The following is a 546-nucleotide window of genomic DNA, read 5'->3' on the forward strand; positions in this document are numbered from 1 at the left end:
TGCCCCCGGCTTGTCCCAGGGTCAGGTCTCCGGTATTCGCAAAGGTCACCGGATCAGTTATGGTTCCGCTCGCCCCGGTCATCTGAACATCGTAGGCCGTCGCAGTGCCCGGAATCGTCAACGTCGTAGCGGTTACTGCATCCTGGAAATCAACCAGGGTCACCGCGTCGGTGACTGCTACCGTTCCAGCTCCCACCGTGCCGGTGAAGGTCACCGTCCCCCCATCACGAAGAGTAAGCGTACCAACCCCGGCAACACTGGTTCCGGACATGTCAGCTCCGGCAAAGTGGCCGGTATCCAAGGTCAGGTCAAAGGTCGCCCCGGTCACTGCACCGACAGCTAGATCACCGGTGCCGTCAGTCGCCTGGGTATCCAGGGTTACAGCAGAACCGAGGGTCACATCGCCAAAGCTTAATGGCGCATTACTGCTAAGAATGGTTCCATTCACGGTACGGCTAGCGTTGGCGGTTGCCGTCAGCCCCCCCGTAAAGCTCAAACTGCCCCCGGCTTGTCCCAGGGTCAGGTCTCCGGTATTCGCAAAGGTCA

The 546-nt window shown here is 60.1% G+C and carries 1 protein-coding gene; it reads right to left on the reverse strand.

Annotation, left to right across the window (positions count from 1 at the left end; genetic code table 11):
• Nucleotides 1-546 (reverse strand): hypothetical protein (locus DC28_RS16515; RefSeq protein WP_037546395.1); only part of this gene is annotated, 546 nt, incomplete at both ends.

This window comes from Spirochaeta lutea, from assembly GCF_000758165.1.
GTDB classification, from domain to species: domain Bacteria; phylum Spirochaetota; class Spirochaetia; order DSM-27196; family Salinispiraceae; genus Spirochaeta_D; species Spirochaeta_D lutea.